This is a genomic window from Bdellovibrio bacteriovorus (genome assembly GCF_001592755.1).
Lineage (GTDB): Bacteria > Bdellovibrionota > Bdellovibrionia > Bdellovibrionales > Bdellovibrionaceae > Bdellovibrio > Bdellovibrio bacteriovorus_E.
Genome location: NZ_LUKF01000017.1, coordinates 266,244 through 292,430 on the forward strand (window position 1 = coordinate 266,244; position 26,187 = coordinate 292,430).

Here is a 26,187-nt window from a genome sequence, read left to right on the forward strand (position 1 = left end):
AAATTAAGCTTTTCCTTTTTTCTCAAGGTAAGAAGCTACGTCTTGAACAGTTTTCAACTTCTCAGCGTCTTCGTCTGGAATTTCAAGATCGAATTCTTCTTCCATAGCCATCACAAGTTCAACGATATCAAGGCTGTCTGCACCTAGGTCGTCGATGAAAGAAGCTTCAGGCTTCACTTTATCTGGATCTACGCCTAATTGCTCAACGATGATGTCTTTTACTTTTGGATGAATTGCCATTTGTCCTCCTAATATGCGTTCATCTAATTTAATTCACAAGTCTAGTCGTCATCTGCCTTTTAATTGCAGCTGACTTTTTATTTTTGCGAATAGGCTCTGAAAACAGAGTTCTATTCAGCAAAAAAATTTAATTCATATGCATGCCGCCGTTTACATCCAGAGTATGCCCTGTGATGTATTTCGATTCGTCACTGAGAAGGAATCGAACGGCTTGCGCAACGTCTGTTCCTTCGCCGATTTTAGCCAAAGGGATTTTCTCCATCATCTTGGCTTTAACGTCTTCAGAAAGAACTTCTGTCATTTCAGTTCCAATAAATCCAGGCGCTACGTTGTTCACGCGGATATTGCGTGAGGCAAGTTCTTGAGCCACGGATTTCGCAAAAGCGATAGTTCCAGCTTTAGAAGCCGCGTAGTTCGCCTGTCCGGCATTTCCAATTTCACCAATGATCGAAGTGATATTCACGATGGAACCTTTGCGAGATTTCATCATCGGTTTAGTGAAAGCTTTCGTGACTAGGAAAGTGCCACGAAGATTTGTATTGATAACAGAGTCAAAGTCTTCGGCTTTCATGCGCAGAAGAAGTTGGTCTTTAGTGATACCCGCGTTATTTACCACGCCATCCACTTCAGGCCATTTTTCCAAAATGTGTTCGACAGCTTCGTTTACGGAAGCTTCGTTAGCGATGTCCATTTTGATGTAGAAGTGACCTTCACCCGGAAGAGTGTGAGCAACTTGTTGAGCGGCTTCTTCGCGTGAAGAGTAAGTGAACGCTACCTGAGCGCCTTCTTCCGCAAGAAGTTTTACGATAGCAGCTCCAATGCCGCGGCTACCGCCAGTTACAACGATTTTCTTTCCTTGAAGAGATTTTCCACTCATGTGCAAGTCCTTTTCAGCACACTTTGGCCGAACTCAGAGTAAAGCTCAAGAAATTTCAATGACTCGAAGCTTTCAAAAAATCCTCAATATTTTTAATATCTTCCATGCTTGTTGTGGTCATCACTTTGAAGTAATCACCATCAATCTTTTTTAGAAGACCTTGAAGGACTTTACCTGCGCCACATTCGATGATTTGAGAGTGACCCAGGGATTTTAAAGTCTCCATGCTTTGAGTCCAACGAACAGGTGCAGAAACTTGGCGAATCAAATTTTCGCGAAGAACAGAACCTTCTGTTTCAGATTTAGCATGGAAGTTTTGAATAACAGGGAATGCGGCCTTGTTGAATTCCATCGCAGTCAGCACTTCGCGCATTTTATCTTCGGCAGGCTTCATCATTTCGCAATGAAATGGTGCTGACACCGTCAATGGAATAAGTTTGGCTCTTTTTGGAGCATCGGCAAAGATAACTTCTGGTTTGAAGTTGTCTTTCAACCAATTGATAGCGGCCTGTGATCCTGAAATCACGATCTGTCCCGGAGAGTTGAAATTCGCTGGAGAAAGTGGCCCCACTCCGGAATTTTTCACGACGTAATTGCAAAGGGTTTCAACTTGATCGGGCTCTAAGCCAAGAACGGCAACCATGCCACCTTTACCAACAGGAACAGCCGATTGCATAGCTTGTCCACGAGTGCGAACCGCGCGCATGCCTTGATCAAAACGAATCACATCAGCTGCAACTAAAGCCGCGTACTCGCCGATAGAGTGTCCAGCCGCTGCAGAAACTTTCAAATTAAATTCATTGCGCAAAACTCTTTGCGTGGCTGTTGATACCAAAAGCAATGCGGGTTGAGTGTTTTCCGTCAAAGCAAGATCTGATTCACTGCCTTCAAAGCACAGTTTTTTCATGTCTTGCTTCAGAGCTTCAGAGCCTTCTTCGAAAGTCTCTTGAGCGATTTTGAAGTTATCAAACAAAAAACGGCCCATGCCAGGTTGTTGGCTGCCTTGTCCAGGAAATGCTAATGTAAACATTTTTAGTACCTCAATAGAATACTGCCGGAAGTAAGACCTGCACCGAAAGCGGTAAGCAGAATCGTCTGACCCCGTTTGATTTTTCCATTTTTAACTGCCCAATCAAAGGCAAGAGGGATGGAGGCTGCAGAAGTGTTACCTGTTTCTTGAAGGTAAACAATCACGCGCTCCATAGGGAACTTGAACTGATCTGCAACAGCTTCGATGATGCGCTTATTGGCCTGGTGAGGCACGATCCAGTCAACTTGTTCAGGAGAAACTTTATTGTGCTCAAGAGCTTCTTGGCAGCACAACGCCATTGTACGAACGGCATTTTTGAAGATTTCACGGCCCTTCATTGTCATGAAGTTTAAGCCTTTATCAATCGCCTCATGAGATTGAGGGATGCGACTTCCGCCCGCAGGTAAAATCAAAAGCTCAGCTAAAGTTCCATCCGCATGCAGATGTGAACTTTCGATGACGTTTTTATCGCCTTCAGCCGCACGAGAAAGAACCCACGCACCCGCACCATCTCCGAAAAGAATGCAAGTTTCGCGGTCTTTGTAATTCATGTAGCGAGAAAGAACTTCGGCACCAATCACCAGAACGTTTTTGTACATTCCTGTACGGATGAATTGGTCCGCGATGGAGATACCATAAAGAAAGCCGGAACAAGCGGCATTCAAATCCACCGCCATGATGTTTTTAGCCCCCAACTTGGCTTGCACGAATGCAGCCGTGGATGGCATCTGGTGGTCACCAGTCACGGTGCCCACAAGAATCATGTCGATGTCTTCGATTTTTAAATTGGCGTCTTCAAGAGCTCTTTTGGCGGCGATCACGCAAAGATCAGATGTAGCCTGATCTTCGGATGCGATATGGCGGCGTTCGATCCCTGTTCTTTCAACGATCCATTGGTCGTTTGTCTCCACCATTTTTTCAAGATCCTTATTTGAAAGAATCTTTTCTGGTAGATACGAGCCTATCCCTGAAACTCGAGATCGATACATTCCTGCCATGGAGTCAACCTTGCTGTAAGTGATTACTTAGCTGCGCTGATTTGTTTGCCTTTGTAGTACAATGCACCGTCAGCACCTTTAGATGCACGGTGAGGGCGTACTAGCTCGCCAGTTTTCTTTTCAACAGCTACTGCTGGAGCAGATAGACCGTCATGAGAGCGGCGCATGTCACGGCGAGAGCGAGACGTTTTCTTCTTAGGAGTTGGCATTTCAAACCTCTTTTTGAGTCATTTATAATTGAAGCACGTTAATTTAACCAAAGAACAATAAAAATCAACACTTTAATTGAGTTTGATATTCTTTAGAACCGCAAATGGGTTCTGGGGCTTTTCTGAGGGCATCTCTTCATTGTAGCTAAAGGGCTGTCCTTCCTCGGGAATTCTGCAATCCGAAGGCTTTCCGTCGACAGTTTCCGGGCATGCTGGATTAAAAGGCGCAGCAAGAGCCACGATCTCATGAAGGAATTCCCCCATATCAAACACCATATTTTCGTATTCAGAGAATTCAGGGCCTTCCGTTGGAAGATCACTGACGTGGTTCACCTTTGAATACTTGCTATTGCGAGGCTGATCTTGTTTAGGGATCAGGATCTCGTGAAACTTCTCATTCACTGGATAATCAATGTCGATACCGCAGCGAGAGCACACTTCCGGAGACTTCGTCACGATACGGCCCGTAAGTTCGAAATCGCGAGAATTTAAGGGTTTAATGAAAAACTCAGTCTGATAATGATTCTTACCGACGATATCCTTCAGAACGGCATTGGCCTCGCCCGTTTCTGTGGACCAGGAATAAGAGCGTCCTTCTTCAGGAACTTCGGTCAGTTTAATTTTCATAAGAACTCCTCAAGTGCGGCCAAAATCAAGACTTTAACTAGTGGCAAGCAGGATGTTTTAAGGCATTTGGAAGCGCTAGGTCAAGCCCTGTTTTGCCCCCTTTTTCCTAATTGGAAATAACGGGGATTAGACGGGAAAGATTCTAGGCGGCCTCAAAATAGGCGGTTTTAAGATTGTTAACATAAAGGCCCCGAGGCTTTTGGAATCCCACGGCAACTTGTTTATTTTTATATAAATCACAAGGAGAGACTCATGAAGCGTTTGGTTTTAGCTTTAGCAGCGGTATCTATGTTTCATTCATTCCCGGCATATGCCGCTATCAACACGGCGAACATTATTCAGGTTCAGGCGACCGTGGTTTCGGTAGATCAGAAAAGTCGCAAGATTGTTTTAAAAACAGATTCTGGTGAAGAGGTCGCAGTGGTCGCTGGAGACGAAGTTAGAAACTTCGCCCAAATTAAAAAAGGCGATGTTCTGAAAGTCGACTATCAAGAGTCCCTAGCTTGGGATATTAAAAAAGGGGGCGGGGCTCCGGTGGCGATGAGTGAGTCGACTGAAATGGATGAGGCGCAACCCGGACAAAAACCTGCCGCGCGCATGGTGAATCAAGTGACGGCGACAGGCACTGTGATCAAAGTGAATTCAAAAGCTCAGGCTATTACGGTGAAAGGTCCGGAAAGAACTATTGTTCTTCAGGTGCCTAAACCAGATGTCTTAAAAAGTATAAAAGTGGGAGATCAGATCCAGGCCTCTTATACAGAAGCCATGGCTGTCTCTGTTGAATCCGTGAAAAAATAATTAGTAGTTCGTATAGAGGTCTTCAGCTTTGGGTGAAGACTTAATCAGCTTTAGATCCTTTAACTGTTGAACCAAGGTGCTCCAGCGGGTGGAACTCATGGAGCCCAAGGTTTCTTTTGTTTCAATCAAAGGCTTTTGAACTTCTGCCGCCTTATTGAAAGTTTGCAAATCAAAGGCTTTGTTCAGTGTAGCCATGTGTTTATTCGTCTCTTTAGGATCTTTCAGATAGGCGATCCAACCTTCACGCGAAGCTGCGACAAACTTTTTAACTAGTTCTGGCTTTTTAGAAAGCGTTTCTTCTGTGGCGCCAATCACCACCAGATAGGGGTTAAAACCCTCTTCGGCAATTAAGAATGTCTTTACTTTAGCTCCGGCTTTTTCTGCGCTTAAAGGCTCTGTTGTGATGAAGCCCTGCTGAGAGAAATTCTTGTCGTTCAAAAAGTTACTCACTCCGCCAGCGTAAGGCACTACTTTCACTTTGGGTTTGCCGAATTTTTTTACGAGGTACTGATAGTAAGGCAGACCCGACTGCATCGAAAGAATGCCTTCACTCATAAAAACATCTTTCAGGTTTTTATAATTTTTTTCCGCGTGGCTCATCACGATGTAAGGTGATGTTTGATAGACAGCAAACAGACCTTTGACTTTGTTTTTCGAATTGCGATCTTGAGAAAGAATCACTTCATCAGCACTGACAATAGCGAATTCCACTTTGCCGTTTGCAAGCATTTGTACTGTGGGCGTGCCAGATCCACCTTCTAAGATTTTCACATCTAAACCATGCTTTTTGTAAATCCCTTGAAGGGCGGCCGCATAAAATCCACCGAATTCTGGTTCTGCTTTCCAATTCAACGCCAGTGTGACTGACGTCGGTGTTTGAGCAAAAGCCGGGGAGACTAAAAGAAAAGCGAAACTTAAAAGCCAAGATTTCATTTCAAAGTCCTTATTCTTGTGATGAAGAGGCAAAAGGTCGTCGCAACACGATGAGTTTGTGTACGGCTGTTAGTGTGCCCATAAATAATAGTCCCATGAGTGATAACAATAATAATGCCGCAAAGACGATGTCTACTCTTTGCTGTGTGCGTGCTGAATCAATCAAAGCACCTAAGCCGCCACCGCCGACGAACTCCCCCGCGATGGCTCCGATAATGGAAAGACCGGCTGAGATCTTTAGTCCAGAATAGATATAAGAGTAGGCCGAAGGGATGCGAAGTTTTAAAAGCATTTGCAAACGAGACGCATGATAAATCCGAAAGAGATCTTTTTGAGATTCACTGGCACTTTCTAGGCCCATCAGTGTATTTGCGATAATCGGAAACAACGAGACGATAAAGCTAGACGCGATTACTGTGGGCGCTCCAAAGCCGAAATAGATCACCAATAACGGAGCAATGGCGATAATCGGGACAGTTTGAAAAAACACGGCAAACGGCAAAATGGCGCGTTTTAAGAGATCTGACAGTGAGAATACAAACGCGATCAAGTTGCCGATGAGGATACTCAAGGCGAGTCCAGCAAGAACATTGAAAAGAGTTTCTTTAAATGCCGTCGCAAGGTCCTCATGTATTTCTTGAAGTGTTTTTAAGACGGATGTTGGTGCAGGAATTAAAGTATCACTTATAAGACCTATTTGAACGGCTAGTTCTAAAAGCAAAGTAAGAACAATGAAGCTTATCACTGCAGGAAGAAAGCGTTTCATTCTTTAAACCTCGCCGAGATACTTCTAACAATATGGTTTAAGTCTTCAGATGTGCGAAGCTCTTCCGTGCGATGGGCGGGAAGTTCCACTTTTTGATCAACGACTTTTTTTGCACCAGGTCCTTTTAACATAATAATTCGCTCAGAAAGATAAGTGGATTCAAACAAAGAATGAGTCACAAACACGATCGTCATTTTTTCTTTCTTCCACAATTCTAGAAGCTGATTTTGCATTTCAAAGCGCGTGTTTTCATCCAGGGCGGCGAAAGGTTCGTCCATTAACAAAAGTCGAGGTTGGTTGACTAAAGCCCGCGCTAACGAAACACGCATTTTCATTCCGCCAGACAGTTCATGGGGAAAAAGATTTTCGCTGTCTTCCAGGTGAACTTTTTTAAGTGCCGCACGGACGCGATTTGATTTTTCGTCGGCAGAAACTTTTTTTAAATCATCACTGAGCTCAAAAGGCAGAGCGACATTTTCAAAGACATTGCGCCAGGGGAGTAGGTTGGCTTCTTGAAAAACGAAACTAAAAATATTTCTGCCAGACGGGGAGAGGCTCACCTCCCCTTTTGTGGGTTTTTCTAGACCTGCGATCAATCTCAAAAGAGTGGACTTGCCGCAACCTGACGGACCGACGAGTGAAACAAACGAGCCGGGTTCAATCTTTAGATTCAGATCCTGAATGACTTCACGCTTTTGAAAGCTTTTATGAAGATCTTTGATTTCAATGCCCAAGCCCTCGCTCATCCCTACACCCAGTCGTAATTAAAGCTGATGCTAATGCGTTCTTTGTGGGCATCGTTCTTAGGCACTTCATGACGAAGCCAGCTTTCAAACAACACCACGTGACCTTCTTGAGGTGCTAAAGAGTAATGACGTTGGTTATGGTCTTTCGCATTGTGTTTGCGCGGGGGCGACGCCATAAAAGAATCAAGGCGTGGGTCTTCAAACTTGATGGAAGAACAGTTTTTCGGTGTTTGAACATAATAAGTTCCGCTGATCACCGAAAGCGGATGAATGTGCATGGTGTGAATCACATCCGTCGGCATGATATTCACCCAGCAGGAAGTCATTCTCAGCTCTTTGGGGTCGATATCCATCTCTAGATGCTTTACGAATTTACGAACATGTTTGTTGATTTCTTTTTCTAGCGTTTCAAATGTCGAAGAGTAGCGATGCAGTTGCGATAAAGAACCATAAGAAGTGTAGCCTCCTTTATAATTCTTTTTTGACCATGCCTGTCCTTCTTCATCGATCTGGGCAAACTTGTACGCTTCATCTTTAAGTTCTTTAAGAAGTTTTGGCTGCCCCTTCACTGCCAAAGGGGAGTAATAAACGAATGTCGGGAACAGGGTTTTGATCATTTTGAGACGCCTTTTAAAGTCGCTTTATTAGCTTTCAAGATAGGGCGAATCCCGTCTCATTTCAAGAAGTTCACTACTAGTTAGACATGTGTTAGGCGCTTTTTCGGCGTCACCTCTGTCAGCGCAAAAATAACGGGGTTCCGCGTGGCACCGCACTTGCTTTAGTAATCAGTATCCACAAGGAGTGAAACTATGAAAAAGCAAGTTCTTGTAACAATCATCGCTATGATTCCTGCTGTGAGCTTCGCTAAGATCTCGGACTTTAACGCTCTTATTTCTGAGAACGTAAAAGCTCAAGGCGAGTTGCACTCTACAGTGAAGGGCAATATTGATGAAGCCCGCGATCAAGCCGCTGCAGCTCAAGTTCGTGAGCGTATCGTTGTTGTTGAAAATTCAGGCGTGTCTTATAATTCTCCGACTAAAAAAGATCTTTTGGCTTTTAAAAAGGAAAAGAGATCTCACCGCGCTTCTGAATCAAAACAATTCGAGCGTTTGGCTTCTGAAATCAGCTCTGCAGAGTAATTTTCTAAGTTAATTTAAATATGAACCACCAACGCCTTCCTAAAAAGAAGGCGTTTTTTTATTGAGCAAAAGGCCGGGTTAAGTGCCGATCAGGCGGTTAGTTTAAAACCGCGACATATCTGGAGTTAAAGGATGAGCTTGCGAAGCTCTTGTTGTGAGTAAACGTAGTCTGCGTAAACCATCGTGTTCGTGATGTTTCTATGGCCTAAAGCTACCTGAACTAGGCGCAAATCCTTTGTCTTCTGATAGAGTTCGATCGCAAAAGTATGCCTTAACGCATGGAACTTCTTTGGAACGGGGCGATATAGCTGCCAGACCTGATAGAGACGATCATAGGTGATAGGAAAAACCTTCGTTCCACCTTGGTTTTCGGCGAAGCGATGAAGTCTTGCAAAAAGCTGGGAATGAAGCGGGATTTCACGGTCATTCGAGCTCTTTAAACCCCGGATAAAAACCGTTTCATCATAAGGGTTCAAATCGCTGCGTTGAATGTTCAAAATTTCCTGAGCCCGGGCGCCAGTTCTTAATCCCACCCAAATCATCAAGCAGTTGCGGGGATCGCGATCTTCAAAATCTGTGAGAATTTTTCGCAAACGTTCTGATTCGGGCGCGAGAAGATATTTGTTTTTATTGAGCTGATACCGAGGTGCTGCCGATGCCATAACTCATCATCAAGAGTCCAGGTGGCTTTGACAACCGATATTCGTGACGCTTCGCATCCAAAGTGGTGATATATAGAAAATCTTTGTTTAGACGCAATGCGTGATAAATAGATGCACCGCAATAGCCGGGGATCCCTCAAAAACCATCAATAAAATATCTAATAATATCAATAACTTAATACTAAAGAATATAACTATAAGCTTTAGGCGAATTTGAAAAAAGGCATGCTGGGGTACCACTGGATGGATTCTTTTGTGGTTTCAATGACTTAGCTTGACTCCTCAAAGACCCTCAAACAATCATATATGTATTATACAACGTTATTTATTGTGAGTAACAATATAAATATTGTGAAATGCAATAGTCCTGAAGGGGTTTAAATGGAAATGGACGTTCTGGGTCTAGGTCAGGAGATGGATGAAAAGACCACTTTAAACGAGGGCTTTTTGGAGGGGGATGCAGGCCCCCGTTCAAAGACATCGCTTCGAATCCATTACGAGGCTCAAGTCTCAGTCATTCAAAAACAGATCGGGAGCTTGGAAGAAATTCGCGGGATTTTAGGGCTTTCTCAACGCAAAATGGCCCAACTTCTTTTGGTCGATCCTTCCAGTTGGACGCGTTGGACGAAACAGAGTGATGAAGCACCCCCACATATTTGGCGGGCGTTGCAATGGTATATGGCTCTTCGCGAAAAGATTCCGGGTTTAACTCCTCAGTATTTTATCAGTACAAATCCCCAGGTTTTGCATCAAAAGGCTTTAAAAGAAGTCGATTTGGAACGTCAGCAGCGCATGGAAGACATGGCGCAATTGTCGGTAAAATTAGAGGGAATCGCTCATGAACGCGATACTCTTCGCGGGGAGATTTCTTCGCTGAAAAAAGACCTGAATTTTCATAAGAAGATGAGTATAGTCATCCTTTTAATTAGTTTATCCTGGTTCGCCGTTTTGTGGTTTTGGAAAGGCCTATGATTAAGCACGACTCAATTCGACTTTTAGCTACGAAAAAAATCTCTGAAGCCATTCAAAAGATGGGTCAAAGCCTTTCGGAAGAAGAAATCTATAAAGCTCTTGTTGAACCTCCTCAATCAGATATGGGTGATCTGGCTTTTGGTTGTTTTACGTTGGCAAAAGCTTTAAAAAAAGGTCCTCCACAAATTGCCGGAGAAATCGCGCAGAATTTTTTAGCGGATCCATTAATTGAAAAAGTTCAGGCGGCAGGTCCTTATTTAAATATCACTTTTTCTCCTGTTTGCCATGGAACTCAAGTTTTAGAGACTATTTTAGATGGCAGTTTCTTTAAGAAGCCTTTGGTCGAAAAATCTCCAAAAACAATGATCGAATATTCTCAGCCGAACACTCACAAAGAACTTCATGTGGGTCATATGAGAAATCTGTGTCTTGGTGATGCAATTGTTCGCATGCTTCGCTATGCGGGTCGCGATATTGTCGCTTCCACTTTCCCGGGCGATATGGGAACACACGTGGCGAAATGCCTTTGGTATATGAAAAAGCACAACCAAGAGCCTGTCCCTGAAACTGGCAAGGGCGAGTGGTTGGGCCGCATGTATTCCAAAGCCAATCTTCTTTTAGAAGATCAAAACGGAACTCCGCAAGAAGCTATTAATAGACAAGAATTGACAGACATTCTTCATCAGTTGGAATCTAAATCCGGTCCTTACTTTGATCTATGGAAAGAGACCCGCGAATGGTCGATTGCCTTGATGAAAAAGGTCTATGACTGGGCCGGTGTTCACTTCGACGAATGGTATTTTGAATCTGAAATGGATTCTCCATCTGTGGCTTGGGTGAAGGATCTTTATGCGCAAGGAAAGCTTGAAAAGTCAGAAGGCGCGATCGGTAAGAATTTGGAAGCTGAAAACTTAGGTTTTTGCATGCTTTTAAAATCCGATGGCACAGGTCTTTACGCGACGAAAGATTTGCTACTTGCAAAGCATAAGTTTGAAGATGTGCACATTGAAAAAAGCGTTTACGTCGTGGATATGCGCCAGGCTTTGCATTTTAAACAAGTTTTCCGCGTTCTTGAGATGTTGGGTTTTGAGCAAGCTAAAAACTGCTTCCATCTTCAATATAATTATGTGGAACTTCCTGATGGCGCCATGAGTTCTCGTAAAGGAAATATTGTTCCCTTAACTGAGCTTGTCCATCGCATGGAAGAACACGTTAAGACGACGTACTTACACCGTTATGAAAACGAGTGGAGCAAAGAAGATATTGTGCGCACGGCTGAACAGGTGGCTAAAGGCGCGATCTTCTATGGAATGCTTCGTATGGATACAAATAAGAAGATCGTGTTCGACATGAACGAGTGGCTGAAGCTAGATGGGGAGTCTGGACCTTTTGTTCAGTACTCTTATGCGCGTATTGCAAGTCTGGGACGGAAGTTCCCGCGCACGCAAAAGAATGTGGATTGGTCTAAACTGACTCACTCTTCAGAGCGTCAGTTGATGCAGGCCCTGTTCGGGTTCAATACCGCGGTTGCGCAAGCGGCAGAAAACTTTAAGCCGGCGGCGATCTGTACTTATTTGTATGAGTTGGCGAAAAAGTTTAACGTCTTTTATCATGAGTGTCCGATTGGCACCGAGAAGGATGAAACAACTCGTGAAGCACGTCTTGCTTTGGCGTCCGCAGTGGGTGTCACTCTTAAAAACGGCCTTTCTGTTCTAGGAATGCCGGCACCAGAGAAAATGTAATGGGAATGTCCCTCTTTCCAGAGGGATTTTCGCTCTCTTTTTATGCAATTAATGCGGTGAACATATTCGCCGCATTAACGCTAGTCTTTTTACTCAAATGGACACATGATCTCCTCGCACTTAAATAAATGAAGGAGCCTACTTTGGGAACTTTTGAGCTTATTTCTAAGCATGGAGACCATGAGCAAGTTGTTTTCTGTAACGACCCTCACGTTGGTCTTAAAGCCATCATCGCAATTCACAACACTTCTTTAGGGCCTGCTCTTGGTGGTACACGTATGTGGAACTACAAGAATGAAGATGAGGCTTTGGTAGACGTTCTTCGTTTGTCTAAAGGTATGACTTACAAAGCAGCTGCTTCAGGTTTGAACTTGGGTGGCGGTAAAGCGGTCATCATCGGCGATCCAAAAACTCAAAAATCAGAAGGCCTTTTCAGAGCTTTTGGTCAGTTCGTAAACTCTTTAAATGGTAAATACATCACGGCTGAAGACGTAGGTACTTCAGTTCAAGATATGGAACACATCTACATGGAAACTCCTTGGGTGACAGGTATCCCTAAGGATTTCGGTGGTTCTGGTGACCCGTCTCCTTACACAGCACACGGTGTTTTGATGGGGATCAAAGCTTCTGCGAAAGAAAAATTCGGTACAGATTCTTTGAAAGGTTTGAGAGTGGCGGTTCAAGGTCTTGGTAACGTGGGTTCCAACCTTGTGAAGTACTTGAAAGAAGAAGGCGCGGAAATCACGGTTGCGGATATCGATATGGGCCGCACTAAAAAAGTCGCTGAAGCTTCGGGTTCTAAGGCCGTTTCTCCAGACGAAATTCTTTCTGTAGAGTGTGATATCTTGGCGCCATGTGCGTTGGGTGCGATCGTCAATGATCAAACTATCACGAAGTTCAAAACTAAAGTGATCGCTGGTGGAGCAAACAACATCCTTGCTGAAGCACGCCACGGTGATCAATTGAAAGAATTGGGCATCCTTTACGCTCCAGACTACGTGATCAATGCCGGCGGCTTGATGAACGTCTTCGTAGAGCTAGAGGGTTACTCTCAAGAACGTGCGTTCGAAAAAACGAAACGCGTTTACGACAACATCCTTAAAGTTTACGAAATCGCAAAACGTGACAATATCGGAACTCACACTGCGGCAGACCGTTTGGCTGAAGAGCGTATCAACACGATTGGTCGCTTGAAACAACGTCACCCAGGTAAGTCTTCTCGTTCATTCACTACGCTTAAAGAAGTTTATAACCGCTAGTCCGCGGCAGCGGGCAGAGCACCGACGGATGTCGGTAGAGCCGAAGCGCCTTCGGGCGCGCAGGCTGAAGCAGCATCTGCGCTTTACAAACTTCCTAGCAAAATCAGGGGCCCCAAAGCCCCTTTTTTTATGCGCCGAGTGATACGAAATCTCTCTCTGGCCCCATTTCTTGACAAGCCACCTCGACCAAAGAACAATCTTTCCTCGTAAGTATTTATTAACAGCGAGGAATTATCTTGAGCACAAAGATTTCTAAAGAAGATTTGAAGTCCCCAGATCAGGTTACACAAACTTTGAGAAAGGGTTTTATTTGGACAACAACTCACTCCAAAATGGTGATTATCGCCGTGATTGCTTTTGTGGTTGTTGGTCTTGGTGCTTCTATTGCGGGTTATTTGTCGCAAAAGAAAGAAGTGTCTCAACAGGAAAAGTATTTCCTTCTGGAAAAGGCTTATAACGAAAAGAAGGCTGGCTTTGAAGAAGCGGCTCGCGCAGAAATCATGGCTGCTCAAACAAAAGATAAAAAGAACGTTCCTGCGTTTGATCCAGCTAAAAAAGCGTCTGGTGATTTGCAAAAAGATTACGGCACTGTGATCACTGGCTTTGAGTCATTTATTTCTGAGGCGCCAAAAACAAAAGCGGCGCAAATGGCGGCTTTGAACGTTAGCGAAATCTATGCAAACTACGGTAAGCAAGATGAAGCTTTGTCGACACTACAAAAAGTAGAAGCAGGTCTGGATAAAGACGATATGCTAACGGCTTTGGTGTGGATGCAAATGGGCAACATCCTTGCTGCGAAAAATGACTGCAAAGGTGCGATTGAAAAATGGCAAGCTTTGTCTGGTCAGAAGTCTTTGGCGTTTGCGCATGACGAAGCTAAACTTCGTATGGGCCTTTGCTTTGAATCTATGAATGACCTGACTAAGGCTGAAGAGATTTACACTGAGATCGCGAAAAAAGAAGATCAAAATACGACAGACTTTGCAGCCGCACGTGAAGCTCAAAAATATCTTCGTCTTTTGAAAGCTAAGAAGAACCTTTAATCTGGGGCTTTAATGAAGAATTTGCTTCTAGGATCTCTTTTATTATGTCTTGCGGGGTGTACGACCATGGATCGCACCCTTGAGCAATGGAGTTCTAAAAATAACAATAAAAGAGAATACGAAGTTAAAACAGCTTGGGTTCGTCAGACGACCGAAAAAGACAACCTAGGCTTTCGTAAAATCAATCGCATGACTCCAGTTCTTGCGGGGGATTTAGTGATTCAAGGAAATGGTCTTGATGGCTTGGTTGCTTATGAAAAAGAAAGCGGCCAGTTGAAATGGCGTCTTCCGATCCAGAACGGGATTGAGCCTAGCGCTACGATCATTCGCGATCGCCTTTTCGTCGGCGCGAGTGACGGGAATTTCTATTCTATTTCTGCCAGTACTGGCGAAATTCAGTGGTCTTTTGCAACGAAGGCCGAAAATCTTTCAGCACCTTTGCTTGAAGAAGGGGTTGTTTACTTCTTAGCTGGAAATAACGTTTTTTACGCGTTAGATGCCGCTACCGGAAGACAGATCTGGCTTTACTCTCGCCAGGATACGTCTCAGTTTTCTATCCGTGGTGGCAGTCAGGCCGCATTTAAGAACGGAACCTTGTATGTCGGATTCTCGGATGGTTCTTTAGTCGCGTTGAACGCGCAAACGGGTGCGGTCGTTTGGGAGCTTCAATTAAATCGTAACAAACGTTTCCGTGATATCGATGCCACTCCGGTGATTGATGGCAATCAGCTTTATATCGCAGGCTATGATGACAAGCTTTACTGTGTGTCCGTTGATAAAGGTGAAGTCTTGTGGCGTATTGATGGCGGTGGTTACAGTGCTGTGACTATGGCCGGAGATAAAATCTTTTACCCTACGACGAACGGCGAAGTCTGGGCTTTAAAAAAGTCCAACGGCGACAAAGTGTGGACTTATAAATTAAAAGACGGCATCGCTTCTCAGGTAAAGACATATAAAGGAACATTGGTGTTTGGAGAATCTCAAGGAAGCCTTCGTTTCTTAGATCCAAATACAGGTTCTGCTTTGGGAAGTATCGAGCCAGGACGTGGTATTCTTTCATCTCCCCAGGTAGATGAAAAAGCCGGCCGTGTGTATTTCATTTCAGGCGAAGCCAATCTTTTTGCGATTCAAGCAGGTTGGATTAAAACACCTTATTTTAAGGAGTAAGAGATGAAACAGCTTTTGGCAGTTCTTCCGTTCGTTTTGGTTTTAGGTGCATGCACACATGGAAATTGTCGCACACAGAAGCAGCCCGATAAGGCGGCCGCCACTGCGACTGGCGCAACAAGCGAGGCTCCCGTGACAAAGTCAGCAGCTACAGATCGTGTGAAAGTTCATAAACCTGATGGTTCTTTGCAATGCGGTCAGGGAAAAGCCATTCCTGTCGCGGAAATGCAAAAGCAGCTTAAAGGGATTAAAGTCTATTCTTCTTCGAATCAGAATGACGGCATGATGCGCATTCAAGTGTGTGGAAGCCCGACGGGTATGTCGAATGTTTATGAAATCGATCGCAAAGATCTTGAAGCCGCTTTAAAGCTCGGCTTTAAGGAATGGACTTTAGAATAAGTCCGAAAGAGCAGGGGAGATGATCTCATTCTGAGACGTCTTCCCGATTGACAGGGGAGTGACAAAGCTTGAAAAGCCTCCCCGTCTCATCTTGAGAATCTCAAGTATTATCGCCACTTAAGTAATGCCACAGAGCTTGCATAGATACCCTGTGAGGTGTTTTCTATGCGTAAGATCTATACTCTGCTTTTAGCGTTCCTGATGTTCCAAGGCAGCCTTCATGCGCGCGCGGAATTAACAGCAGAACACAAAGTTCAACTTTCACAGCTGGAATATCTTTTAGCTGTAGATCGTTTGGATTTCTATTCTGATGGTCTGGCAGACTATTTGATGGACCATGAACAAAAGCTCGCAGCAGAAGCCATTCGTCGCATCGAACCCGAAGATCTTGCAAAAGAACAATTCAACTCTCGCGATTTAAATAATCCTGATAAATGGAATGAACTTATTCTTTCCGTGTTACATAAAAAATTCCCAGAATTTAAGCACCTCACTTTGAAAGATATCGAGTGGAATTATAACTTCTTCCGTAAAAAGTTGATGGAAGGCTTTAAGGCAGATCCGATTGCTTTAAAACGTGAAGCTTCAGTTTCAGACTTAAACAAAGGTCCTGTTGCTTACAATAAAAGATCCATTCCTAAATTGGATGGCAAAAGCATTTTGTTAGATGCGGAAAGATATATCTCTGAAAAAACAACGCGCGCCCTTTTCTGGGATGCGGCTTTAACGGATAAATCTGTTGAATTTCACTTAGGAACTGAGCGTGATTTCCGCCAAAGAATCTCTCAAGAAGAGCGTGAAGTCGTTGCGGAAGTAAAAACGCGCGCGGCGAATTACAACAAAATCTATCTGGTATTTGATCCACGTTCGAAAGAATATTCTTACGCCTTTACGCGTATTTCGGGCGATGACCGTGTGAAACACTTGATCGCTCAATTGCGCATCCTGAAATACGATAACAAAGTCGCTTTGAAAGACGATTTTGTGCGCGTGTACGGAAATGCCAATGAAGTGCACCGCGATCAAGAAAAACGTTTGTTGGATATGTTTAAAACTCTTCCTAAAGCCGACATGGTTGTAATCGGTCAAAAGTCAGCCATTGCAAATGTTATTACAATGGCTGGCATGATGTCTCAAGTTCAGCCGAACCCTCAGGAGTCAGTAGGTCCTGCGAAATCACAAATTCAAAAGCTTTCAGAAAGAGTTAAAGAAACAGGTTCTTACTTTTCTGTGACGACAAAAGCCTCTGTTGTAAAAACGGAGTTTGAGAAAATGACGAATCCAATGGCTTCGAGTTTTGAAATCTTCAATTCAGAACAACCTAGCCATGATGTTTCAGATGTTCTTTTAGAAACTAAAGACGGTCGTATTGTGCGCTGGAGATTTATCTCTAACATGTGGGGAGATGAAGTAGTTCCCGTAGCTCGCGCGCTTAAAAACTCGGGCCACGACAAAGTCGTTTATATCGGCACAGCCGGTGGAATCATTGGTAAAGGTCTTAAAGTCGGGGATGTTGTGGCTCCTGCTTACACATACACTCAAGACGGTAAACTCTTGCCTTTAGAAAAGCCGACATATGGAACTGACTTCGTAAAGATGGGTCAGACTTTAGGTCAAGTGACGTCTCCGTTTGATGAAACTAAGAAATGGTTCGCGAAATGGGAAACTAAAATTGACGTTGTTGAATTAGAGACAGGTTATTTGAAAGAAAATCTAGGTCCCAAAGTCAGCTTCCAGCCATATCTTCTTATTTCTGACGTGGTTGGTTCTGAACACGAAAGCTTGGCCGTGGCTGCAGCGGACTCTGGAAAGCGTAAGAACGGTCAATTAAAGCTTTTAGAAAGTTTATTTATCAACAATGGTATCAGATCTCCGATTTCAAACTTTCAAATGATCTCGGCAGAATCAGCTGTACAAAGAATGTATCATAAAATTGATACTCTAAGACCGTCTCGCGATGTGACTTCTAAATTGCAACTAACTCAATTGGCTCTTCGTCAAGGTCTTACGACCGATGCTGAGTTGGAAGCATTAATTAAAAAAGAAGCTTCATTTGATCGTCAGATCCTAATGGATAAGCTAGAAAAATTCAGCGGCGGCCTAGAGCTTCTTTCTAAAAAGTTCTCTGGAGTTTCTTTCGCGATCGTTGGTGGCGAAGAACTTTTAAATGGAACCTGGAACCCTAAGAAAGCATTAAAGCTTCAAGTAATGGTTGGCAATACGACGGCAGAAAAAGCCAAGTCTGTATATCAAACAGAGCTTGCGAAGATTCAGTCCGCAATGGGAGCTGAACTGCAATTGGAACTTGTGAATTATGATGCAGAAAAAACGCGCAATGCGATTTTCTTTAATTCAAATTCACGCAAAGTTCTAGTTCAGCACTACGAAGGCACGATTTTAAAGAAATTAGGTTTAACAAAAGAAATCGATAAAAACGGCGGTGTCCGTTTCCGCGAGATCATCGAAACTTCTGGAGGTATGAGATGCGAAGCCATCCTTTTGTAAAAAGAACTCTTCCTTGTTTGGCAGTGATTGTTGCCTTGAGTTCGACGTCTCCGGCTTATGCGGCGAACGACGGTTTCTTTGGGAAACTTAAGAGTGCGGCGACTCACTTTATCAACGCGGCAACAAAACCAGGTGGTCCGACTAAAGTCGTTCAGCCAGAAAATAAGCAAGACGGAACGGCGGCACAGAAAAATGCCTTTATGTCGATGGATGCTTCTTTAGATTCTGTTGCAGAAGGAAAGCAGCCGTTTTCTTTTGAAAAAGACTTTGTTGAAAAAGCAATTGGTGCTACGAACCAGAAAGCCTGGAACTCTTCAGATCTTCGTCGCAGTGCCACGGGTCTTTTAGAAAAAGTAGAATCTGTCTCTACAGCGACACATACTGAAATCGTTCCTGAATATACTAAAGACGGTCTGGTCTTCCGTTTGCGCTATGACGAAACAGCTTTGCAAAACAAAGAGACTTTGATTCGCGATGTCGCTTTGATCACGGCCTTAACTAAAAATGGTGGCTACGGAATCTTTGAACATGTTTCTTTGGGCGTGTCTGTTTCAGCAGAAATTGAATCACCGCACTCTATTGCTGAGCTTCTGACAAACGCGCGCGAAGGAAGTCCGACGGCGCAAGCTCGTCTGAATCTTCTATTCTCTAAAATATTAGGACAAATGCGTGTATCACAAACGATGTTAGCGCAAATGGGTCTTACTCAGGATGGTCTGTTAAATCAAGCCAATGAATTGAAAGACCGCCAAGCCGCTCTAGATGAGCTGGCCGCTAAACATCAAAGAAAACAACAAAAGGCTTTGGATGCTTGGAAGTCCGATACAGGTGCCTTAGATAAGCTTGAGGCGATGAACGAGAAACTGGATGATTTGATTTTAAAGAACGATCGTAAAGGCGTTCGTAAGATGCTGGAAGCCTATCTTCCATGGGCTGTTATGGAGCCGGTAGAAGCGAATACTTGGAAAATCTGGCTTGAAGCAATTGAAAACCCGAATCACGAAAAGTCTGTTATCGCGTTCCGCGGTTTAAAATACGATACGGATAAAATCCAACGCAAACAAACAGCTCAAGGTGAAGTGTTTGGATTTATGTCGACTGTTTTAACTAAAAACCAGGGAAGCTACACGCGCCGCTTGCGTTCGCTATCAACGAATCGCGAGAAAAACGGTGATGTTTCTTTCGTTAGATTGGCTCAAGAAAAGTCAACGGACATTCAATCGATCCGTATTACTGATCAAATGACTGCACATGCAAGAGATCCAAAGGCATCTAGCTTTATCTCTTTCACATATGATCCCAACGTTGCTTATCGTTTCATGGGGAACGACGTAACAAAGCAAATAAAAGGGGAGAGTGTAACAGTTCCTTACGGTGGAATCTTGGTGGTGAAAATGGATGCTCGCCGTATGATTCCGAATGTTCCTTCCATGTACGGTAACGAGATCGAACTTTTAGCTCCACTTATCGTTTTCCCGGATGAGGTTGTAAAATACAAGGAAGGTTCATTCAAATCGGGCGAATACGCTACGTTTGTTAAAGAAATCTCTGAAAAAACCGGCGTGAATTTTGCTCAATGGAATACGGCAAAAGATGGTAACGATGAAAGTCTTAAACAACGTTACAACCGTGATGGTCATGAGTTCTTAAAACAAATGATCGATACGAAGTACTTAAAAGCCATGTCTTGTTCGAAAGTCTTTTAATAATCTAGCCAAAGTCCCGGCCGATCTATAGAGTGATTCTTATTAACGAAGGATCACTCTATGGAAATCGGATTTCTTGGTGGTGCGAGCACCGTTACAGGCTCTAAGTTTTTAGTTCACAATGAGGGAACCCGTATTCTTGTTGATTGCGGCATGTTTCAAGGTCTTAAAGAGCTTCGTGAATTAAACTGGTCTGACTTTCCAATTGATCCAAAACATATCGACGCCGTTGTTTTAACTCATGCCCATTTAGATCATTGCGGCGCTTTACCTTTGTTAGTACGTAAGGGATTTAAAGGGGAGATTCACTGTACAGAAGCGACTTTAGAATTAACCAAGATCATCTTGCTCGACTCTGCAAAAATCCAGGAAGAAGACGCTGAATACGCGAATAAAAAACGCTTCTCAAAACATCATCCGGCGCTGGCTTTATATACGGTTGATGATGTCGCTAAAACTTTGCCGTTATTTAGAACCCATAAAGTCCATGAAGAATTTCAAATTGGTTCTTTATCTATTGAGTTGTTTAATTCAGGACACATCCTGGGTGCGTCTTCGGTGTTAGTTTCTAATGGAGAAAAGAAGGTTTATTTTTCGGGAGATCTAGGTCGTAATAATGATCCTTTAATGTGGCCACCAGAACCTCCGCAAGAGGCCGATTATATCGTGATGGAATCCACCTATGGAAATCGTGATCATTCGGAAATTCCCTCTAAAGAAGTCTTAAAACAATGCATTCTAGAGATAGCGAAATCAAAAGGGGTTCTTCTTATTCCGAGCTTTGCCGTGGGCCGTGCGCAAAACTTGATGTATGAAATTGTCGAATTAAAAAGGGCAGGGGAAGTCCCCTCGCAAATCCCCGTTTATTTAAATACCCCGATGGGACAAGAGATTTCCAATTTCTATGAGCTCTACCCGTTTTTTCACCGTCTAGGTCCAGGTCAATTCGCGGAAATTATGTCTGAAATTCACACCGTTAAAACCGCCGAAGATTCGAAGGTTTTAAATGAGCGCTCCGGACCCATGATTATTATCGCTGCCAGCGGAATGCTAACTGGCGGCCGAGTTTTACATCATTTAAAAGCTTTCGCCCCAAACCCACGAAATATCCTGTTATTAGCAGGCTTTCAAAGCGCTGGGACTCGTGGGCGAAAGATCTTGGATGGAGAAAAAGAAATCAAATTGCACGGAATGTATGTAGATATCGCATGCAAAGTGGTTCCTTCGGATTCATTTTCAGCCCATGCAGATCGCAGTGATCTAATGAACTGGTTAAAACAAGCTCCTAAAACCCCGCAGAAAGTGTTTTTAGTGCATGGGGAAAGGTCAGCGTCGGAAGAGTTCGAAAAACGCATTAAAACGTCTTTAAACTGGAATGTCGAAATTCCAGAAATGAACCAAATAATCAGGCTTTAAAGCGTTTAAATCAAAGCTGACATATAGGTATCGTTACATAATATAACTTATCAGAAGAATATATCTAGACCTTCCCGAGCTTCCAGATTCGTGGAAATCAACGCGCTTTTCGCCAAAGTATGTTGTTTCCAAGCTTAAACGATTCCATGACTCCATGGTCTTTCAAACAATTTAGCGAAGCTTGAGTGATCACAATACTTTCTGGTAAGCCACCCCAATCAATCCAATAATAATGAATTCCTTCAACCGTATCTGCGGCATTAGGTTCTTTCGTAATATGGATGATGATCTGGTCTTTGGCGAAATCAACGAATCGATCGCCGCAACTGAATGCTTGAGTTGTTGATGAAACGAATATTACTAACGCGATAATAGAAAAAATATTTCTCATTCAATCCCCGTCAATTCTCAAATTGATTTATTTCTGAACGACGAAGTTGTCACGATAATTTCATTTACTGAAGAATTTCTTCCTATTACAGATGCTCTAAAATATTCACCGTTCGTCCAAAAGGATCTAGGACAAAGAACCGACGTACATTCCAAGGCTCTTCCGTTAAAGGATAGACGATTTTAAAACGGGCTTTTTTCATGCGGCGGTAAGCTTCATCGACATCATCAACCTCAATCGACATGTCCGGCACCTTGGTATTTGAACCGCCTTGTGAAGCGAAGTTCACTTGAACTGTCATTTTAGAATTAGAACCGTATGTTTTAAGCCAGCCATGATCCATAAGGACCTCTAAGCCCAAAACCTTTTCGTAAAACCGACGAGCGGCGGAAATCTTCTTTGTTTCAAAATTAGCGACGATACGTTTGACTTTCATATCCAAATCTCACCACATCAACCCTGGCCTGTCATCTATTCCAAAGGACAGAAACCTTCCAATAAGTTCTGGTAAATCGACAAAAAACCGTGGAAAACCTATGACGAATTTTGCTGGAAAGAGAAATTTTTGTAAGGCAAATATTATTTCGCCCAAGATCGAAGCACCTTATGGAATGATACGTTCATTTAATTAAGGAGTTCTGTATGAAAACCCTCAAAAATGCGTCTTTTCTAAGTGCACTCATCATCGGCTTTTCTTCGCTTTCCCAGGCCGCCCATATTGAATGTTCTGGCAAGGATGGAAGTGGTCGCCAAGTCCTTATTCGGTTGGTCAATATCGCAAAAGATGTTGAGGGATACGGCGTCGGCACTTTGCAAGCCGTGACTATTGATGGATTAGGTCTGATTTCATCAGATGCTTATGCCGTCGGTCGCCGTGGAAAAGTCGAAGATCCTGCCTATGGTCTTAATAAAGACCTCTACATTGAAGGTGGCGAGGCTTTTATGAACCTTAAAAAGATCGGCTCTCAGAAGTATACTGGTGAGTTCTGCGGCCCACAGAAGAACTCTAACGTTGGCGGCGTTCGTCTTACCGACAATGACTGTATTTCTGTTTCATGTATATCTAAAGGCTTAAGCACCCTTCGCGATCTTTAATAGAAACAAACCTTCGCAAAAATTTTTGGGCCTGTCTAATTTCTGAACGATCCTAAAAATGCTTCACGAGTTGCAAAACCCCAGGGCTGTGAAATTTGACGAAGGTCTTTTCCCACAGTAAAAGTGCGAAATCACCCCTAGGAAGACACTTATGAAACACGTGGCTCTTACCATACTGACTCTTTTAATCACATCCACAGCTGGCGCTGTCACGGCGGAAGAATTTGTCCGTGATTTCACCATACAGACTGAAAGAAGCTTAAAGTACATCAACGAAGAAAGAGCCCTTGAAGGAAAGCGTCTTTACTGCGAAAAACTGAGCGATGAACAAGTCGCCGTTATCGCGGAAGCTGTTGAAAATCCTGAAACAACAGTCGCTGAATTTGTTGAATATGTCGGAAATAATATGAAATGTTACCCAGAGTTTTTCGAACCCCTAGGTCGCGAAAATTTAGGTGGATTTCTTTTAAATACCAAAGCTTATGTCATGGACGTTCTTATGATACATGAGGTGTTGGAATCACTGAATGAAGGTCGAAGCCCTCATGATTCAGAATTGATTCTAGAAAGCTACGATCCGGACTATCTAGAAAGACTTCTTAACTCTCAATAAAGAAAAGGCGCAGAAAAAAACTGCGCCTTCTTTGTTTTATTATTCAGGATCCGGTGTGCCGCCTGTTGGTGGTGGCGTTGGAACTTTTTGGCAAAGAACTCCGCACTTCACAAAGCAACCACGATATTCATTCCAGCAGTACTTCGCAACCGGACGAGTGCCTGATGGGCAACCTCGTAGCATCGGTTCAATCACCGCATCCGCCGGCATTTCGGCTTCAGTTCGAAATTCTTCAGCATGAGCATTAATACTAGCCAAACATACACTCGCAAACAAAACTGCAATCCATTTCTTCATAGGTCCTCCGTTGTTGAGAACGCAAGCATAGAAGCCTGTATTTTATTTTGACTATGACAAAGAAGAATCACTGCTATATTTCATAATTCTCGCGTCCGACTAAGTACGAAGACAAAGACTGAGGTCCTTATCCAAGTTTATTTTGCCACCAGTCCTCGCCGATTCTTTACTTCGCCCCGTCCCCTTTTAGAATCAGGCCAGGAGGATTTATGAAATCACTGCTTTCACTCATCGCCTTTTTATCTTTGAGTATGTTTACTGAAGCAGCCATCGCTTCACCGGGAAACACCGGAGGACAAGGAGCGCTGGAAAACGTATTTCCACTCTCAGAAGAAGCCATGAGCTTACCTGACTTCGCAGAACGTCTTCAGACGCCCCAAGGAGACGTGGAAAATAAGACCTACACTTGCAGGGCCTGGACGACATGCCCAAATGGTGGAAGGATTTCTTGTTGGTCTCAAGGGTATCGCTGTTACTCTTCGGTGACTCCGGGCCACCGAGTTTACTGTAGTGCTACATCTCGAAGCGGTTACACACGCTACTGGGTTTACTATTGTTACTGATTTGCAAAAAAATTTCTGTAAGAGGAGTTCAGAAACTCCTCTTATTCTTGTCAAAACTACGCAAATACCTTCGTACAATCGACAACTCACAAAGAAGAAGTGCGGCATTTTGATTGTTACCAAACGGACCATTTAAGAATTCCATTCCCCTACCAAAGCATGGCTTACTTAGCTCATGAAAAAACTCATACTACTACCCCTAACATTATTGGCGTTCATCGGTTGTGCTAACTCTTCAGACGATTCTCCAGGTGGAGAAGTTCTTCAAGGAACAGAGTCTGTGGTTGATGAAGCTTCCGCTGAAGAAAGAAACATTGTCGACGAAAACATGGCGCTAATCCGCGATTATGCCGCTCAGTTTTCTATCAACGTGGATTGGAACAAAATCCCTGTTGTCGTATCGAAGACTCACTTGCAACGTGAATCTTCCTCTTGCGTCAGAGATGCAAACGGTGTTGGAACGAAAATCGTTCTGAACAAAAAGTTCTTCTCTGCACGTGTGTTTGATAAAGAGACAGGGTATGCATCCCCACTTTACAACTTGTTGATTCATGAAATCGGTCATTGCTACATGAACCGCAATCATGAAGAAGCCTTGTTGAAAAAAGCGGGCTATCGCGCCCAATTCGTGATCGATGGTAAAAACGGCCGTCAGGTGGTTTCTTACCCATCTATCCAAGTGTCTATGATGCAAAACGCTTTCTTCCAAATGCCTAAAGTCTTGATGCCATACTATGTAGGTGAAATCTTCGGTGCTTACCGCGCGAAGAGCTTGGAAGATTTGCAACAACGCTACGAATTTGACATCGTACGTGCGTCTAACTTCGTAGAAGAAGCGCAATAGTTCGAACTTAAAATTTTAACTTTAGCGGCGCGAAGGAAACTTCGCGCTTTTCTTTTTAAAGAGACATCTGAACAGACGATTCCTGCGTGAGTGACGAAGCACGATAAAGCTGGCGCGGATCACGAGAGTATTTGCTAAAGAATCTTTCTCGCTCACAAACCATAATGGCTGAAGTTCGTTCGGGGAGCTGAATGATTTCTCTTTGCACAAAACAAGTCGCTTCGGCATAAGTCAGTACGGCCTTATTACGAATGTCTGGCTCGCCAATAATATTTTGTGTTCGCGAATCACTAAAGATGAGCTTCATAAAGGCGGCTGTGGCCGACGAAGTATGACTTCTCCCCAAAAACTCAGGCTCACCGATCAGAAAATGCAGGCCCTGATCAAAACTTTCATGCTGAATATGATTTCCCAGGACGTCTTCTGAAATCCAATATCGCTCCCAATAACTAACAGGAACCCCATCAATAAGGCCGATATAAAGAAGTTGGTGACTGTCTTCAAGTTCAGAAATCAGTTTTCGCGTCAGATCTTCACGGGTCTGCCCACGTCCCCACCATTGAGCAACATAAGGTTGTTGCATCCACTTGCAATAGAGATCGATATCTTTATCAAAAGAGAGAGGACGAAAAGCGTAGTAGCTGTTATTTCGATGATTATAGACTTCGAACTCAGAACCCAACATAGGATCTAAAGTTTTAAAAGGCCTTCCCGACAGGGGCAACCCCCGGTCTGAAATGGCCTTTAACTGAAAAGGAACTGAGTTTCAAATGAAAGCTTATTGCAAATGGAATCCGCAGGAACACCAGAACTAGAACGTTTCCATCTTATACGGGTATTTCTACAATAGAACGGATCCCCGTTCGTGCCGTCATTGCATGCACAACTGCACGAAGACCCATGATTGTTTTACCCTGACTTCCGATCACCTGACCGAGGTTTTCTTTTGCACAGTTCACACGATACACCGTCGTCTTCGGCCCCACATAAGTCGTCACTGTCACGGTCTCGGGCTGATCTACTAATAAGCGAGTGATGTGCTCTACCAAAGAGCGAATCTCTTCACGGTAAGCCTCCTGTGCTTCCAAAGTCAGACCTTTAGGATTATTGGTTTCATCAAATTTATAGGATTCCATCTCAGTCATAAAAG

General features: G+C 43.6%; 31 protein-coding genes. 15 read left to right on the top strand and 16 right to left on the bottom strand.

Annotated features, from left to right (window positions below; all coding sequences use genetic code 11):
- Positions 1 to 3 precede the first annotated feature (3 nt).
- From acpP to AZI85_RS13690, 6 genes are all read right to left on the bottom strand, one after another.
- The gene (acpP, locus tag AZI85_RS13665) at positions 4 to 240 is read right to left on the bottom strand and encodes an acyl carrier protein (RefSeq protein WP_041871683.1); all 237 of its coding nucleotides are present in this window, start codon (positions 238 to 240) and stop codon (positions 4 to 6) included.
- A gap of 127 nt (positions 241 to 367) precedes the next feature.
- Positions 368 to 1,117, bottom strand: a complete 750-nt coding sequence (fabG, locus tag AZI85_RS13670; protein ID WP_063244584.1) for a 3-oxoacyl-[acyl-carrier-protein] reductase — start codon at positions 1,115 to 1,117, stop codon at positions 368 to 370.
- A 55-nt stretch (positions 1,118 to 1,172) separates the two neighbouring features.
- Positions 1,173 to 2,147 carry an ACP S-malonyltransferase gene (fabD, locus tag AZI85_RS13675; RefSeq protein ID WP_063244585.1) on the bottom strand — a complete coding sequence of 325 codons (975 nt, stop codon included), beginning with the start codon at positions 2,145 to 2,147 and terminating at the stop codon, positions 1,173 to 1,175.
- A 2-nt stretch (positions 2,148 to 2,149) separates the two neighbouring features.
- On the bottom strand, positions 2,150 to 3,145 hold the full coding sequence (locus AZI85_RS13680; protein ID WP_063244586.1) for a beta-ketoacyl-ACP synthase III: 996 nt from the start codon (positions 3,143 to 3,145) through the stop codon (positions 2,150 to 2,152).
- Between the two features lie 23 nt (positions 3,146 to 3,168).
- The gene (gene rpmF, locus AZI85_RS13685; RefSeq protein WP_063207251.1) at positions 3,169 to 3,354 is read right to left on the bottom strand and encodes a 50S ribosomal protein L32; all 186 of its coding nucleotides are present in this window, start codon (positions 3,352 to 3,354) and stop codon (positions 3,169 to 3,171) included.
- A 72-nt stretch (positions 3,355 to 3,426) separates the two neighbouring features.
- Complete coding sequence (locus AZI85_RS13690; protein ID WP_063244587.1) at positions 3,427 to 3,981, bottom strand: DUF177 domain-containing protein; 555 nt, start codon at positions 3,979 to 3,981, stop codon at positions 3,427 to 3,429.
- Positions 3,982 to 4,233: 252 nt separating this feature from the next.
- On the opposite strand from AZI85_RS13690, the gene AZI85_RS13695 reads away from it, so the two are divergent.
- A complete protein-coding gene (locus AZI85_RS13695) occupies positions 4,234 to 4,779 on the top strand; it encodes a hypothetical protein (protein ID WP_063244588.1) in 546 nt (181 codons plus the stop codon).
- Here the strand turns inward: AZI85_RS13695 and AZI85_RS13700 are convergent, their stop codons facing one another.
- From AZI85_RS13700 to AZI85_RS13715, 4 genes are read right to left on the bottom strand one after another with little or no spacing between them, the layout of a single operon-like run.
- Positions 4,780 to 5,712 (bottom strand): ABC transporter substrate-binding protein, encoded by a 933-nt coding sequence (locus tag AZI85_RS13700; RefSeq protein WP_063244589.1) that lies wholly within the window; start codon positions 5,710 to 5,712, stop codon positions 4,780 to 4,782.
- A gap of 10 nt (positions 5,713 to 5,722) precedes the next feature.
- Positions 5,723 to 6,478 (bottom strand): ABC transporter permease, encoded by a 756-nt coding sequence (locus AZI85_RS13705; RefSeq protein WP_063244590.1) that lies wholly within the window; start codon positions 6,476 to 6,478, stop codon positions 5,723 to 5,725.
- On the bottom strand, positions 6,475 to 7,224 hold the full coding sequence (locus tag AZI85_RS13710) for an ABC transporter ATP-binding protein (RefSeq protein WP_063244591.1): 750 nt from the start codon (positions 7,222 to 7,224) through the stop codon (positions 6,475 to 6,477). Before AZI85_RS13710 ends, AZI85_RS13705 begins: the two co-directional genes overlap by 4 nt.
- 2 nt (positions 7,225 to 7,226) lie before the next feature.
- On the bottom strand, positions 7,227 to 7,841 hold the full coding sequence (locus AZI85_RS13715) for a 2OG-Fe(II) oxygenase family protein (RefSeq protein WP_063244592.1): 615 nt from the start codon (positions 7,839 to 7,841) through the stop codon (positions 7,227 to 7,229).
- Between the two features lie 192 nt (positions 7,842 to 8,033).
- Here AZI85_RS13715 and AZI85_RS13720 point away from each other — a divergent pair, with 192 nt between their 5' ends.
- Entirely contained in the window at positions 8,034 to 8,363 is a 330-nt protein-coding gene (locus AZI85_RS13720) for a hypothetical protein (RefSeq protein ID WP_063207272.1), read from the top strand.
- Positions 8,364 to 8,488: 125 nt separating this feature from the next.
- Here AZI85_RS13720 and AZI85_RS13725 read toward each other — a convergent pair whose 3' ends face one another.
- Complete coding sequence (locus AZI85_RS13725; RefSeq protein ID WP_081111024.1) at positions 8,489 to 9,025, bottom strand: tyrosine-type recombinase/integrase; 537 nt, start codon at positions 9,023 to 9,025, stop codon at positions 8,489 to 8,491.
- Positions 9,026 to 9,406: 381 nt separating this feature from the next.
- On the opposite strand from AZI85_RS13725, the gene AZI85_RS13730 reads away from it, so the two are divergent.
- The 9 genes from AZI85_RS13730 (at position 9,407) to AZI85_RS13770 (ending at position 21,234) form a co-directional block, all read left to right on the top strand.
- Positions 9,407 to 9,997: a hypothetical protein gene (locus AZI85_RS13730; RefSeq protein WP_063244593.1), complete on the top strand. Its 591-nt coding sequence runs from the start codon at positions 9,407 to 9,409 to the stop codon at positions 9,995 to 9,997.
- Positions 9,994 to 11,739: an arginine--tRNA ligase gene (gene argS / locus AZI85_RS13735; RefSeq protein ID WP_063244594.1), complete on the top strand. Its 1,746-nt coding sequence runs from the start codon at positions 9,994 to 9,996 to the stop codon at positions 11,737 to 11,739. Before AZI85_RS13730 ends, argS begins: the two co-directional genes overlap by 4 nt.
- A gap of 128 nt (positions 11,740 to 11,867) precedes the next feature.
- Complete coding sequence (locus AZI85_RS13740; RefSeq protein WP_063244595.1) at positions 11,868 to 12,998, top strand: Glu/Leu/Phe/Val family dehydrogenase; 1,131 nt, start codon at positions 11,868 to 11,870, stop codon at positions 12,996 to 12,998.
- Between the two features lie 236 nt (positions 12,999 to 13,234).
- On the top strand, positions 13,235 to 14,041 hold the full coding sequence (locus tag AZI85_RS13745) for a tetratricopeptide repeat protein (protein WP_063244596.1): 807 nt from the start codon (positions 13,235 to 13,237) through the stop codon (positions 14,039 to 14,041).
- 12 nt (positions 14,042 to 14,053) lie between these two features.
- Positions 14,054 to 15,208 (top strand): outer membrane protein assembly factor BamB family protein, encoded by a 1,155-nt coding sequence (locus tag AZI85_RS13750; RefSeq protein WP_063244597.1) that lies wholly within the window; start codon positions 14,054 to 14,056, stop codon positions 15,206 to 15,208.
- Between the two features lie 3 nt (positions 15,209 to 15,211).
- The gene (locus AZI85_RS13755) at positions 15,212 to 15,607 is read left to right on the top strand and encodes a hypothetical protein (RefSeq protein ID WP_063244598.1); all 396 of its coding nucleotides are present in this window, start codon (positions 15,212 to 15,214) and stop codon (positions 15,605 to 15,607) included.
- A gap of 165 nt (positions 15,608 to 15,772) precedes the next feature.
- A complete protein-coding gene (locus tag AZI85_RS13760) occupies positions 15,773 to 18,112 on the top strand; it encodes a hypothetical protein (RefSeq protein WP_063244599.1) in 2,340 nt (779 codons plus the stop codon).
- Positions 18,091 to 19,818, top strand: coding sequence for a hypothetical protein (locus AZI85_RS13765; RefSeq protein WP_063244600.1), 1,728 nt, complete (start codon positions 18,091 to 18,093; stop codon positions 19,816 to 19,818). Before AZI85_RS13760 ends, AZI85_RS13765 begins: the two co-directional genes overlap by 22 nt.
- A 60-nt stretch (positions 19,819 to 19,878) precedes the next feature.
- Complete coding sequence (locus tag AZI85_RS13770) at positions 19,879 to 21,234, top strand: MBL fold metallo-hydrolase (RefSeq protein WP_063244601.1); 1,356 nt, start codon at positions 19,879 to 19,881, stop codon at positions 21,232 to 21,234.
- A gap of 97 nt (positions 21,235 to 21,331) precedes the next feature.
- On the opposite strand, the gene AZI85_RS13775 is transcribed toward AZI85_RS13770, so the two are convergent.
- Positions 21,332 to 21,625, bottom strand: a complete 294-nt coding sequence (locus AZI85_RS13775) for a hypothetical protein (protein WP_063244602.1) — start codon at positions 21,623 to 21,625, stop codon at positions 21,332 to 21,334.
- A gap of 85 nt (positions 21,626 to 21,710) precedes the next feature.
- A complete protein-coding gene (locus AZI85_RS13780; RefSeq protein WP_063244603.1) occupies positions 21,711 to 22,061 on the bottom strand; it encodes a VOC family protein in 351 nt (116 codons plus the stop codon).
- A 206-nt stretch (positions 22,062 to 22,267) separates the two neighbouring features.
- Between AZI85_RS13780 and AZI85_RS13785 the strand changes: the two genes are divergently transcribed.
- Positions 22,268 to 22,720 carry a hypothetical protein gene (locus tag AZI85_RS13785; RefSeq protein ID WP_063244604.1) on the top strand — a complete coding sequence of 151 codons (453 nt, stop codon included), beginning with the start codon at positions 22,268 to 22,270 and terminating at the stop codon, positions 22,718 to 22,720.
- 151 nt (positions 22,721 to 22,871) lie between these two features.
- A complete protein-coding gene (locus AZI85_RS13790) occupies positions 22,872 to 23,333 on the top strand; it encodes a hypothetical protein (protein ID WP_063244605.1) in 462 nt (153 codons plus the stop codon).
- 39 nt (positions 23,334 to 23,372) lie between these two features.
- Here AZI85_RS13790 and AZI85_RS13795 read toward each other — a convergent pair whose 3' ends face one another.
- Positions 23,373 to 23,630, bottom strand: a complete 258-nt coding sequence (locus AZI85_RS13795; RefSeq protein WP_063244606.1) for a hypothetical protein — start codon at positions 23,628 to 23,630, stop codon at positions 23,373 to 23,375.
- Positions 23,631 to 23,839: 209 nt separating this feature from the next.
- Between AZI85_RS13795 and AZI85_RS17680 the strand changes: the two genes are divergently transcribed.
- Together AZI85_RS17680 and AZI85_RS13800 are read left to right on the top strand one after the other, a co-directional pair.
- A complete protein-coding gene (locus AZI85_RS17680; RefSeq protein WP_155724043.1) occupies positions 23,840 to 24,193 on the top strand; it encodes a hypothetical protein in 354 nt (117 codons plus the stop codon).
- Positions 24,194 to 24,368: 175 nt separating this feature from the next.
- Entirely contained in the window at positions 24,369 to 25,037 is a 669-nt protein-coding gene (locus tag AZI85_RS13800; RefSeq protein WP_155724045.1) for a hypothetical protein, read from the top strand.
- 55 nt (positions 25,038 to 25,092) lie between these two features.
- On the opposite strand, the gene AZI85_RS13805 is transcribed toward AZI85_RS13800, so the two are convergent.
- Positions 25,093 to 25,722, bottom strand: a complete 630-nt coding sequence (locus AZI85_RS13805) for a GNAT family N-acetyltransferase (protein WP_063244608.1) — start codon at positions 25,720 to 25,722, stop codon at positions 25,093 to 25,095.
- A 142-nt stretch (positions 25,723 to 25,864) separates the two neighbouring features.
- Positions 25,865 to 26,182: a KH domain-containing protein gene (locus AZI85_RS13810; RefSeq protein ID WP_063244609.1), complete on the bottom strand. Its 318-nt coding sequence runs from the start codon at positions 26,180 to 26,182 to the stop codon at positions 25,865 to 25,867.
- Positions 26,183 to 26,187 lie beyond the last annotated feature (5 nt).

What these genes read in the sequence shown, in the direction of transcription:
- acpP (WP_041871683.1), bottom strand. Translation starts at nt 240, where the DNA reads ATGGCAATTCATCCAAAAGTAAAAGACATCATCGTTGAGCAATTAGGC.
- fabG (WP_063244584.1), bottom strand. Translation starts at nt 1,117, where the DNA reads ATGAGTGGAAAATCTCTTCAAGGAAAGAAAATCGTTGTAACTGGCGGT.
- fabD (WP_063244585.1), bottom strand. Translation starts at nt 2,147, where the DNA reads ATGTTTACATTAGCATTTCCTGGACAAGGCAGCCAACAACCTGGCATG.
- AZI85_RS13680 (WP_063244586.1), bottom strand. Translation starts at nt 3,145, where the DNA reads ATGGCAGGAATGTATCGATCTCGAGTTTCAGGGATAGGCTCGTATCTA.
- rpmF (WP_063207251.1), bottom strand. Translation starts at nt 3,354, where the DNA reads ATGCCAACTCCTAAGAAGAAAACGTCTCGCTCTCGCCGTGACATGCGC.
- AZI85_RS13690 (WP_063244587.1), bottom strand. Translation starts at nt 3,981, where the DNA reads ATGAAAATTAAACTGACCGAAGTTCCTGAAGAAGGACGCTCTTATTCC.
- AZI85_RS13695 (WP_063244588.1), top strand. Translation starts at nt 4,234, where the DNA reads ATGAAGCGTTTGGTTTTAGCTTTAGCAGCGGTATCTATGTTTCATTCA.
- AZI85_RS13700 (WP_063244589.1), bottom strand. Translation starts at nt 5,712, where the DNA reads ATGAAATCTTGGCTTTTAAGTTTCGCTTTTCTTTTAGTCTCCCCGGCT.
- AZI85_RS13705 (WP_063244590.1), bottom strand. Translation starts at nt 6,478, where the DNA reads ATGAAACGCTTTCTTCCTGCAGTGATAAGCTTCATTGTTCTTACTTTG.
- AZI85_RS13710 (WP_063244591.1), bottom strand. Translation starts at nt 7,224, where the DNA reads ATGAGCGAGGGCTTGGGCATTGAAATCAAAGATCTTCATAAAAGCTTT.
- AZI85_RS13715 (WP_063244592.1), bottom strand. Translation starts at nt 7,841, where the DNA reads ATGATCAAAACCCTGTTCCCGACATTCGTTTATTACTCCCCTTTGGCA.
- AZI85_RS13720 (WP_063207272.1), top strand. Translation starts at nt 8,034, where the DNA reads ATGAAAAAGCAAGTTCTTGTAACAATCATCGCTATGATTCCTGCTGTG.
- AZI85_RS13725 (WP_081111024.1), bottom strand. Translation starts at nt 9,025, where the DNA reads ATGGCATCGGCAGCACCTCGGTATCAGCTCAATAAAAACAAATATCTT.
- AZI85_RS13730 (WP_063244593.1), top strand. Translation starts at nt 9,407, where the DNA reads ATGGAAATGGACGTTCTGGGTCTAGGTCAGGAGATGGATGAAAAGACC.
- argS (WP_063244594.1), top strand. Translation starts at nt 9,994, where the DNA reads ATGATTAAGCACGACTCAATTCGACTTTTAGCTACGAAAAAAATCTCT.
- AZI85_RS13740 (WP_063244595.1), top strand. Translation starts at nt 11,868, where the DNA reads ATGAAGGAGCCTACTTTGGGAACTTTTGAGCTTATTTCTAAGCATGGA.
- AZI85_RS13750 (WP_063244597.1), top strand. Translation starts at nt 14,054, where the DNA reads ATGAAGAATTTGCTTCTAGGATCTCTTTTATTATGTCTTGCGGGGTGT.
- AZI85_RS13755 (WP_063244598.1), top strand. Translation starts at nt 15,212, where the DNA reads ATGAAACAGCTTTTGGCAGTTCTTCCGTTCGTTTTGGTTTTAGGTGCA.
- AZI85_RS13760 (WP_063244599.1), top strand. Translation starts at nt 15,773, where the DNA reads ATGCGTAAGATCTATACTCTGCTTTTAGCGTTCCTGATGTTCCAAGGC.
- AZI85_RS13765 (WP_063244600.1), top strand. Translation starts at nt 18,091, where the DNA reads ATGCGAAGCCATCCTTTTGTAAAAAGAACTCTTCCTTGTTTGGCAGTG.
- AZI85_RS13770 (WP_063244601.1), top strand. Translation starts at nt 19,879, where the DNA reads ATGGAAATCGGATTTCTTGGTGGTGCGAGCACCGTTACAGGCTCTAAG.
- AZI85_RS13775 (WP_063244602.1), bottom strand. Translation starts at nt 21,625, where the DNA reads ATGAGAAATATTTTTTCTATTATCGCGTTAGTAATATTCGTTTCATCA.
- AZI85_RS13780 (WP_063244603.1), bottom strand. Translation starts at nt 22,061, where the DNA reads ATGAAAGTCAAACGTATCGTCGCTAATTTTGAAACAAAGAAGATTTCC.
- AZI85_RS13785 (WP_063244604.1), top strand. Translation starts at nt 22,268, where the DNA reads ATGAAAACCCTCAAAAATGCGTCTTTTCTAAGTGCACTCATCATCGGC.
- AZI85_RS13790 (WP_063244605.1), top strand. Translation starts at nt 22,872, where the DNA reads ATGAAACACGTGGCTCTTACCATACTGACTCTTTTAATCACATCCACA.
- AZI85_RS13795 (WP_063244606.1), bottom strand. Translation starts at nt 23,630, where the DNA reads ATGAAGAAATGGATTGCAGTTTTGTTTGCGAGTGTATGTTTGGCTAGT.
- AZI85_RS17680 (WP_155724043.1), top strand. Translation starts at nt 23,840, where the DNA reads ATGAAATCACTGCTTTCACTCATCGCCTTTTTATCTTTGAGTATGTTT.
- AZI85_RS13800 (WP_155724045.1), top strand. Translation starts at nt 24,369, where the DNA reads ATGAAAAAACTCATACTACTACCCCTAACATTATTGGCGTTCATCGGT.
- AZI85_RS13805 (WP_063244608.1), bottom strand. Translation starts at nt 25,722, where the DNA reads ATGTTGGGTTCTGAGTTCGAAGTCTATAATCATCGAAATAACAGCTAC.
- AZI85_RS13810 (WP_063244609.1), bottom strand. Translation starts at nt 26,182, where the DNA reads ATGACTGAGATGGAATCCTATAAATTTGATGAAACCAATAATCCTAAA.